The following is a 9,683-nucleotide window of genomic DNA, read 5'->3' on the forward strand; positions in this document are numbered from 1 at the left end:
CTGGGGACTGGGGACTGGGGACTGGGGACTGGGGACTGGGGACTGGGGACTGGGGACTGGGGACTGGGGACTGGGGACTGGGGACTGGGGACTGGGGAAAAACTCCTTCTGCCCCCCTGCCCCTCTGCCCCTCTGCCCCTCTGCCCCCCTGCCCCTCTGCCCCCCTGCCCCTCTGCCCCTCTGCCCCCTGCCCCCCTGCCCCTACTTAGCGGGTACAGTCCACCAAGCGAGGGCGTAGGGTTGAGAGGGTTCGTTGACTTGTTGACGGTGGTGGATGCGGACTTTGTAACGACCTGTTTTGGGGATGGGACAGAAGATGTGTTCTGTGCTGTCGGTTGCGCTGATGGAAGCGCAAGTGTAGGTGGTATTGTCGTTACTGTCAGCGGGGATCAGGTAAAGGTCGAGGTTGTTTAAACCTTGGTCTTTAAAAGTTTCCCCAATATCATATTGCCCATTTTTGTTGGTGTCGTTTAGGTCTACTAAACGATTCCACACTAAAGTTAAAGAAACGTAGCTTCCTTGTTGTAGGGGTTTTTCTAGTACGTAGTCTACAGAGGTGTTGGTATCTACTTTGTCGTAATCCCAACCGATTGAGGGGACTTTTTGGGATGGTTTCCATTGTCCGCTTTTAAATTGTTGATAGGCGCGGTAAGCGTTTAGCTGACCTGTGCCCATTTGCATATCTAGGGGAATTTTGGGATCTTGGTAAGCGTCGGATTCTAGCCAAGTGCGGTTTTTTTTGTCGGTGATGGTTTTGCCCATTCCCATTAGTAAGTTGTCGCCTTTGTCTTTGAGTTTGTCGGTGGAGTTAAGTAGTATGGCTTTGGTGACTTGGTGGCGACGGGAGTCGAGACTCCAGTTGGGTTGTTTGGTACGGAGTTGACGATCGCCAAATTCTTGTAACAAAGCTACTGTAGCGGTAACGTGAGGTGCGGCTAAACTGGTGCCGCTAACTTTTTGCACTGTGCCTTCGATACTAACTACGTTAATATCATGTCCTGGTGCGACTAAACCAATGGCACGCCGAGGGCCTAAGTTAATTTCTCTTCCGGCAAGACGGCGCACAATTCCTGGCGCACTGTCTCCGATGTTGGCAAAGTCTACTTTGGAAAAAATTCCTTTGATGCGCTTGGTGAAGGCAACGTTAATGCCGTTAAAGTTATCGGTGGGAATGGGTATACCGCCTCGTCCTTGATTTCCGGCAATCATGTAAAGTACGTCATGAGTCCGCGCCGACCAATCTATACATTGAGTTAACAGGGCATTACCGTCTAAAACTGCTTCGGGACGGGGATCTCGTTCTAATGATTCGCCAAAGCTGAAGTTAATGGCGCGGAGATCTCCGCCATTCTGTTGGGCGAGGTATTGGGAGGCGAGACATTCTTCTGGTTGTCCGCCTTTGTCCATTGAACCGATCGCTGAAGAGTACAATCTTGCGCCTGGGGCAACTCCGGGAAATGCTTTGGCGTTACTAATCATCATTCCGGCAACGCTGTAGGCGTGGGGATCTACATCGGTGTCGGTTTTGGCTGGACTGTCGCGCCAAAAAACTCGTGTAACTTGTACTATTGTGGGGTTGCGATTTGCTGCTTTGTCTATGCCGAAGAGTCCGGGACGACCGATTTCTACTTGTCCGATCGCAATTTTTCGCCCAATTAAATTGTAAGGAGCGTTGTGTAGCCGAATTGCATCAATCCCAGATTCTCCCACTGAGGAAGTCTCGAAAGCTAGGGCTGTGGCAGTTACGCAGCTAGCACTAAATCCTAAAATAATCCACGCCTTTTTTTTCATCAGTTGCCGCACCAACAAGTCTATTAATTTTAAATTTTAGATTTTAGATTTTAGATTTGCTCTACTCTATGGGTACAAGATTCGGAAGTAGGACGCAAAAATTAAATTTTGGTCAACTAGATTGGTAGGATGCGTCAGAAACTCAAACTCTGATGTTGTTGCTTAGATTTATGGTCTGACGCACCCTACAACCGATCAATTAGATTAGAGCTTGTGTCACATTTTGTTAAAATGCTTACAACGCAGGACGCAGGAGAGGATTTTTCAGCCATGACCCAAACGCAGTCACCCAAGTCAATTGTTATTGCTCCCTCAATTTTATCAGCTGATTTTAGCCGTCTGGGAGAGGAGATTCGCGCCGTAGATGCTGCTGGCGCTGATTGGATTCATGTTGATGTGATGGATGGTCGGTTTGTGCCGAATATTACGATCGGTCCATTAATTGTCCAAGCGGTTCGCCCACACACACAAAAGCCTTTGGATGTGCATTTGATGATTGTGGAACCGGAAAAGTATGTTGAGGATTTTGCTAAGGCGGGTGCTGATATTATTTCGGTTCACGCTGAACATAATGCTTCTCCGCATTTGCACCGCACTTTGGGTCAAATTAAGGAGTTAGGTAAGCAAGCTGGTGTGGTTCTTAATCCTTCGACTCCTTTAGATTTAATTGAGTATGTGCTGGATCTTTGCGATTTGGTACTAATTATGAGTGTTAACCCTGGTTTTGGTGGTCAAAGTTTTATTCCTGGTGTGATTCCCAAAATTCAGAAGTTACGTCAAATGTGTGATGAACGGGGTTTAGATCCTTGGATTGAGGTTGATGGTGGTTTGAAGGGTAATAATACTTGGCAGGTTTTGGAAGCTGGGGCGAATGCGATCGTTGCTGGTTCTGCTGTGTTTAATGCCAAGGATTATGCTGAAGCGATTACTGGTATTCGCAATAGTAAGCGTCCGACTCCTGAATTAGCAAGCGTTTAATTTTCAGGAATTTACAATTTAATTGTCTGTATTCGTAAGAATTGGACTATATAAATGAAGCCCGCATCAGCGGGCTTTAAATATTTATCAGGAAGTCAGTAATTGTCAAATTCTTTTGAGGAAAACCTAAGATAAAAATTACGCCAATCAGCAATTAGCAGCTGATAATCAAGGAAAGGTGATTGTTGTAAACGAAGCATTGGGAGAATCTTCTGAGATTAAAATAGCATTATGAAATTATTAAGCCATCATAAAAGTAATTTTAATTAAATATTTTTATTTACAAAGAATTTATTAATTTTTTCTTAAGAAAATATCAAAACTACTTGATTCAAATTATTATTATTTTATGAAGTAATTAATCAAGCATCATGGAAATTGTACAAAAGCTGAGTGATTTAACATACCCTGGATTCCCAGATATTCGGAACTACATCGAAAGTTGTGGTATTCCTGACTATTGGGATGGGGAAAACCGCATTGGCATAGATCAGTATCATATCTGGTTTGATGATAGTGGAAAAGTTGATTATGATTATTCTGGGTTTGGTGGGAGGACTACTTATGATTATGACTCCGAAATGACTAAAGTGCTTAACACTGCTGAGTTTCGGTTCTTCCATAATCTTTTACCTGCGGGTACTGACGTATTAACTGCTTTTTGTCAGTTAATGATTCTTAAATACCGGAATAAGCTTGGCTTGTCTGGTTATTCGGGAACTTACCGAGTCATTTTCAATGTGTGGACTGATATTTCAACTAACAAAAATGAAGCACAACTTAGTCAACAGGTGATGTTTTCTTATTCTGTTTCTAGTGGTAGTAAAAGAGATATACCTCTACTTATCTGTTTGTAATCCTACCATTGGTATTAACTAATTAACCAAATTAACGTAGGGTGGGTAATTTTAATAAAATAAATGATTCTTTCCTGATTTTTATTAATCGCCCACCTTTGTTATTTAGGGATCGCTAATCATAAATTCTCAAAGGTTCGGCTAAGTCAATCAGCTGTTCAAATCCAACTTCACGAGAAACTTTATCGGGTTTATTCTTAAAATCAAAGCAATCCTTTTTCTTTAAGCAGTTCATCTGCCCAAATTTTATCTTCTGATTTTAGAGGTGGTAGGGGTTCAAGATTGTAGTCGATCGCCATATCAAATCTAGCTCGATTGTAAACGCCAATTAATAAACTTTGTAAATCTACTAATGGTTCTGTATCGTTCGATCGCAAAGGTAACAGAAATTTAGGAATCTCTTGCCGCACGCTAAAAGCATACAATTGAGCTTGGGGACGACGATTACCTCGACACACTAAAATTCGATAGTCTGAGGGTGGTATTTTAGTTAAAATTCGCATTGGTTTTCCGCGTCTAAGTAAGTCAATTTCTACCAAGTTTGTCGGACTGCTTAATACTTCTCGACGCTTATTTTCATATTCATCTCTTCCCTTTCCTGCACGTTTGTTGCTGGGAGAAATGAGTTCGATCGCTGTGACAACATACCCAGTTTCTACTTCTCTAATTTCTAAATAACCTTCTCTCTTTTCTTCTGGCAATGGTATTGTTACTGTAGTAGCTTCGGCTTGTGCAGGTAAGGTTGCAATGGATGAAGTTTGAGTTGGGGTTGAAGCTTGGGAATATACAGACACATCAGGAATGCCTATCATAACAGATTCTTCTCCGTCACTCAGATAGGTGCGTTTTTCAATAGCTACTCGATATTGAAGACTGAGATTAGGTTCTATTGCATCTGCGATCGCAGTAATTAAGCGATGATGTACTTCTGACCACAGTTGAGGATTTTCTAAATAAGGATTCATCCCTGGAAATGGAGAAGGCATTTTAGTATCTCGCTTTGAGTAATTTCTATTTTGATCTTACTGTTGAATTAGCTAATAGGAGGAATTTTTGGCAGGATATAATCAAATTTACAAGTTTATACTAAAGCGATCGCGTCCCTGTTCTTTAGCATCATATAAAGCTTTATCTGCATTACCTATTAATATATCTGGTTGAATTTCCCGATTGGGTATCATTGAGGAAATACCCAAACTAACTGTAACAATTTCTTTTACACCTGATTGTGTATGGGAAATTGCCAAATCGCGAATTGTTTGTTGAATACTTTGTGCTACTTTTAAACCTCCTTCTAAAGTTGTATTTGGGAGGAGTATTGCAAATTCTTCACCACCGTACCTTGCTACTAAATCTGCTGGACGACGGATTAGTTTTTGTAAGGTTTGGGCTATTCTTACTAGACAATCATCACCTGCAAGATGCCCATAACAATCGTTGTACAATTTGAATTTATCAACATCTAATAAAATCAGTGTCAAAGGCTGTTTTTCTCTGGCAAGGCGTTTCCATTCTGCTTGCAGTCTAGCATCGAAACAGCGTCGGTTAGCTACGTGAGTTAAACCATCCTGATTGGCTAATTCTTCTAATTTTTGATTGGCTTCTTGAAGAGCCAATTCTATATGTTTTCTGGCTGTAATATCCCGGATAGTAATCGCAAAACCATCGCCTAATTTTACGGCTATAAAGTGATACCAACAAGAGTTTCCTGTTTCATAGTAAAAGTCCCGTTCTAGAGGATTTCCTGTTTCTACAACTTCAACTAAGCTATTAAATAGTTCTGACTCGATCTTGCTCAAAAATTTTTTGAGTATTAATTTGCCAATCATTTCTTCACGGGTGCGTTGAAAAGCTCTGGCAATTACCGGGTTAACAACTAAACAACGAAAATCTTCAATATTTCCGGTTTCAGGATTACGAACGGCTTGTAATGCAGCAATGCCATCGAGCGAACTATTTAAAACACTAGCAATTAAAGCTCTCGATTGATAAAGTACTTCTTCTGCTTCTCTGCGTTTAATATTCTCTTGTTCTAAAAGTCTTTGCTGACGTTGAATAGTTAACTGATTTTCAAGACGGGCTACGACTTCTTCTATTTGAAAGGGTTTGGTGATGTAGTCTATCGCCCCTAAATTAAAGGCGGTTACTTTGTCGAAAACGTCATCTAATGCACTTATGAAAATTACGGGAATGCTGTGTAAATTCTCATCGATTTTGAGAGTTCTACAGACTTCATAACCATCCATTTCTGGCATTTTGATATCTAAAAGTATAATATCTGGAGGCTTGACTTTGGCGGTTTTTAGTGCCATTCGCCCATTAGTGACGCTGCGAACAGTATAGCCAAGTTTGAGGAGTGCTTCGCTTAGTAGTTGTAGATTTTCTAACAGATCGTCTACTATCAGAATATTACCTTTATTTTGCCTTTCAGAATCAGGATTCATCGGTGATTAGGGGTGCAACTAAATCAACTATATGCTCAAATTCAAATTGATGGGTAAGTTTTATCAGTGATTGAATTAAATTAGTTTCTGTTTGGGGAATTTGTTGTAGTAATTGTAAGACTTGCTTACTGTCAGCTTCTAGTGCGGCTTCATATATTTGATTAATCCATTCTTGAGACATACAGGTTAATTGTGTGGATGTTAATGCTGTTTCGGTTAATTCTTTGGCTGGGGGTTGTTTGGTGTCTGAATAGATATATTTGACTCCTAAATGTTTGGTTAAAGTCTCGAAAATGGTGTGTTCCATGAAGGGTTTACGAATAAAATCATCGCACCCAGAGGAAAGGACGATCGCCTTTTCTTCTTCCAAAACACTAGCAGTTAAAGCAATAATCGCTGTAGCATTACCTTTAGTAGTGGATTTAATCTGTTTTGTGGCTTCGTAACCATCCATAATTGGCATTCGCATATCCATGAAAATTAAATGAGGTTCCCATTCATCCCAAATGGCGATCGCTTCTTTACCATTACTCGCTTCTCTGATGTCAAATCCCAAAGGACTTAATAATTTAATTAATAACTGACAATTAATCTGTTTGTCATCTACCGTAAGAATTTTATAGGTTGGTTGATGGGGTGTAAGTCCCACAACTGTAGGATACTCTTTTGTAGCATTGGTAACTGTTGGTTCTCCGAGTTTGGTTTCAATATAAAATTGAAATGTTGTGCCTTTTCCTAGTTCGCTTTCTACTGTTATATCCCCTCCCATTAGTTGCACAAATTTCCAGCTAATTGCTAAACCTAAACCTGTTCCTTCTTGCATTTCCTTTCCGGCTTGTGCTTGGCTAAAAGCATTAAATAGTTTGGGTAATTCTGTGGGTGAAATTCCCACTCCGGTATCTTGAATGCGGAAATAGAGAGGAAAAATATCTGTGGTTTCTACTTTTCCGAGAAAGACATCGAGAGTAATTTGACCTACTTCGGTAAATTTGATCGCATTGCTGAGTAAATTAAGCAAAATTTGCCGCAATTTTACTTGATCGGTGCAGATATAACGGGGGACATTTTCTGGGCGCTGAAATAGCAATTCTAACCCGGCATTACTAGCACGTAAATACAGCATATCTTCTAAATCGTCAAGCAACAGATGCAGGTCAAAATTTTGAAGATTAAGGGTAGTTTTTCCGGCTTCGATTTTGGAAAGGTCGAGAATATTATTAATTAAGGTTAGTAAATATTCCCCACTGCGATAAATGATTCCGGCATCTTCCTTTTGTTCGAGGGCTAGACTTGGCGTTTTTAACATTAATTGGGAAAAGCCGAGAATTGCGTTGAGGGGCGATCGCAATTCGTGACTCATATTCGCAATAAATGTACTTTTAGCTTGATTGGCTACTTCGGCTTTTTCTTTGGCAATTTCTAACTCTGCGGTGCGTTCTTTTACCCGATTTTCTAAGGTTTCAAAAGAGGTTTGTAACTGTTTCGCCATCAGATTAAAAGAATCTGCCAAAGTTTCTAGTTCAGACACTCCTTTTACTTCCACAATTTGACTAAGTTTACCTTGAGAGATTTCGTAACTTGCTTGACTTAATCGCTTAATCGGTTCTGCAATCAGGTTTAAAAGGGTAATTCCTAAGCCTGTGGCGATCGCTAAAGTTAAAAGACAAAGTAAAATAGTCACATTAGTATTAGCCTGAATTTCTGCCATAAATTGAGATTCAGGAATCACCATAACTACCAACCAATCCAAACCATATTTATCTTTGTAAGGCATGACTCGGACAAAAGGTTTTTGATTAAGATTGGGGCGGAGTAAATGAGGTTGACTAATTGCCTTTAAACTGCCAAAATTTTTGATTAATTCTTGAGTGACATCACGAATTAAAGGTTCAGGACTATTCAAAGCTTTCAGTCTGGTTGCTTTGCCATTAATCACGGGGGCTGAAGGTTCATTTTCCGAACTTGCTACTAGCAAACCGGAACGTTCCATGATAAAAATGCTACCTACTCTGTTATTTTTGAGTTTTTTTAGATATTGGTTAAGTTGCCGAATTCCCCGTCTAACTCCTAATACTCCTAATAGTTTTTTCTGATTATCATAGACAGGTTCGCTGGCGGAAATAACCATAATTTCGGGTATTTCTGCCCAATAGTAAATGGCGCTCCAAACTGGCTTACCTGCTTTGACAGCATCTACGTACCAAGCTGTTTTGTTGATTTGAGAATTTTTTAGGGTTTCATATAATTCAATGCGATCGCCTTGTTCGTTGACATAGTAAGCGTAACCTTTCCCTGACTGATTTCGAGGAATTTCTACTATTTCAAAATCGTGCTTTTTTCCCTTGATATTACCAATATAAGCACTGGCAATCAGTCCTCCTTCTACGGTACCAAAAGTAACAGCGGGAAAATTGAAAGTTTGCACTTGATAATAAAAATATTTCCCCAAAGCTGGAAAATCATTTAAGTCTAAAACTCCCGATTTGAAGGCATCGACATTCATTCGGTTGATTTCCTGAGCTTTCCCCAAATAACTATCAAGATGTTGCTTAATGCGATGATTAGTTGCGATCAATAATTCATTAGCTAGTTTTTCTACTGCTTGTTGTCCACTACGGTAGGAAAGATAACCAACCAGTCCGACAGCGCCAACAATTTGCACGACAAAGGGGACAATTAGCACGAATTTGAGAGGTATTCTGCGGTTTTTTTTGATTATACTGAAATACTGATTAATCATAGTCAATCGGAAGATAAATTCTCTCAACAATTCTTTTTTTAGGTATAGTATTGCACTTCAGCGCCAGATTAGCGATCGAGTTCAAAAAGTAGCTTTTGAGTTTGACAAAGGTGGATTATAGTTAACGGTTGCTACCTAATTATAGGTGAAATGGTTAAACTAAGGTAGCGATCGCTACGCGATCGATCGCTTAATTGTTAGTGATAATTTTTAGTTGTATTTTCTTCTTAAAAATCAAAGTTCATTGGTTATAAAAGGTTCAACTAAATCAAGAATCTGTTGAAATTCAAATTGACGGCTAAGTTTGGTGAGGGATTGGATTAAAGTAGTTTCTGTTTGGGGAATTTCTGCTACTAGTTGTAAAACTTGCTTACTGTTAGCTTCTAGTGCGGCTTGATATAATTGAGTTATCCATTCTTGAGACATACAGATTAGTTCTGTAGATGTCAAGGTTGTTTCGGTTAAGTTTTCTGAGGTTGATATTTTTGTTTCTGCATAGATATATTTGACTCCTAAATGTTTGGCTAAAATGTCAAAAATAGTGTGTTCCGTAAAGGGTTTGCGAATAAAGTCATCGCATCCAGAGGAAAGGACGATCGCTTTTTCTTCTTCTAAAACACTTGCAGTTACCGCAACGATCGCTGTAGCATTACCTTTAGTAGTGGATTTAATATGTTTTGTCGCTTCGTAACCATCCATGACAGGCATTCTCATATCCATAAAAATTAAATGAGGTTCCCATTCATCCCAAATAGCGATCGCTTCCATTCCATTAGTAGCTTCTTTTAATTCAAATCCCAAAGGACTGAGCAATTTAATTAATAATTGGCGATTAATTGGTTTGTCATCTACTGTGAGAATTTTATAAGTTGG

General features: G+C 39.8%; 7 protein-coding genes. 2 read left to right on the forward strand and 5 right to left on the reverse strand.

Annotated elements, in window-relative coordinates:
• Window positions 1-201: 201 nt before the first annotated feature.
• Complete coding sequence (locus ACE1B6_RS12615; protein WP_459563019.1) at window positions 202-1,794, reverse strand: S8 family serine peptidase; 1,593 nt, start codon at window positions 1,792-1,794, stop codon at window positions 202-204.
• Between the two features lie 267 nt (window positions 1,795-2,061).
• Here ACE1B6_RS12615 and rpe point away from each other — a divergent pair, with 267 nt between their 5' ends.
• A complete protein-coding gene (gene rpe, locus ACE1B6_RS12620) occupies window positions 2,062-2,769 on the forward strand; it encodes a ribulose-phosphate 3-epimerase (RefSeq protein WP_413257586.1) in 708 nt (235 codons plus the stop codon).
• A 371-nt stretch (window positions 2,770-3,140) separates the two neighbouring features.
• A complete protein-coding gene (locus ACE1B6_RS12625; RefSeq protein ID WP_413257587.1) occupies window positions 3,141-3,626 on the forward strand; it encodes a hypothetical protein in 486 nt (161 codons plus the stop codon).
• A 203-nt stretch (window positions 3,627-3,829) separates the two neighbouring features.
• Here ACE1B6_RS12625 and ACE1B6_RS12630 read toward each other — a convergent pair whose 3' ends face one another.
• The 4 genes from ACE1B6_RS12630 to ACE1B6_RS12645 all read right to left on the reverse strand — a co-directional run.
• A complete protein-coding gene (locus tag ACE1B6_RS12630) occupies window positions 3,830-4,612 on the reverse strand; it encodes a DUF4058 family protein (protein ID WP_413257588.1) in 783 nt (260 codons plus the stop codon).
• Between the two features lie 87 nt (window positions 4,613-4,699).
• The gene (locus tag ACE1B6_RS12635) at window positions 4,700-6,070 is read right to left on the reverse strand and encodes a diguanylate cyclase domain-containing protein (RefSeq protein WP_413257589.1); all 1,371 of its coding nucleotides are present in this window, start codon (window positions 6,068-6,070) and stop codon (window positions 4,700-4,702) included.
• Window positions 6,060-8,810 carry an ATP-binding protein gene (locus ACE1B6_RS12640; protein ID WP_413257590.1) on the reverse strand — a complete coding sequence of 917 codons (2,751 nt, stop codon included), beginning with the start codon at window positions 8,808-8,810 and terminating at the stop codon, window positions 6,060-6,062. The genes ACE1B6_RS12635 and ACE1B6_RS12640 overlap by 11 nt, the downstream gene beginning before the upstream one ends.
• A gap of 234 nt (window positions 8,811-9,044) precedes the next feature.
• On the reverse strand, window positions 9,045-9,683 hold a 639-nt coding region (locus ACE1B6_RS12645), incomplete at its 5' end, for a response regulator (RefSeq protein ID WP_413257591.1).

The organism is Floridaenema fluviatile BLCC-F154 (genome assembly GCF_041929135.1).
Taxonomy (GTDB): Bacteria; Cyanobacteriota; Cyanobacteriia; order Cyanobacteriales; family Aerosakkonemataceae; genus Floridanema; species Floridanema fluviatile.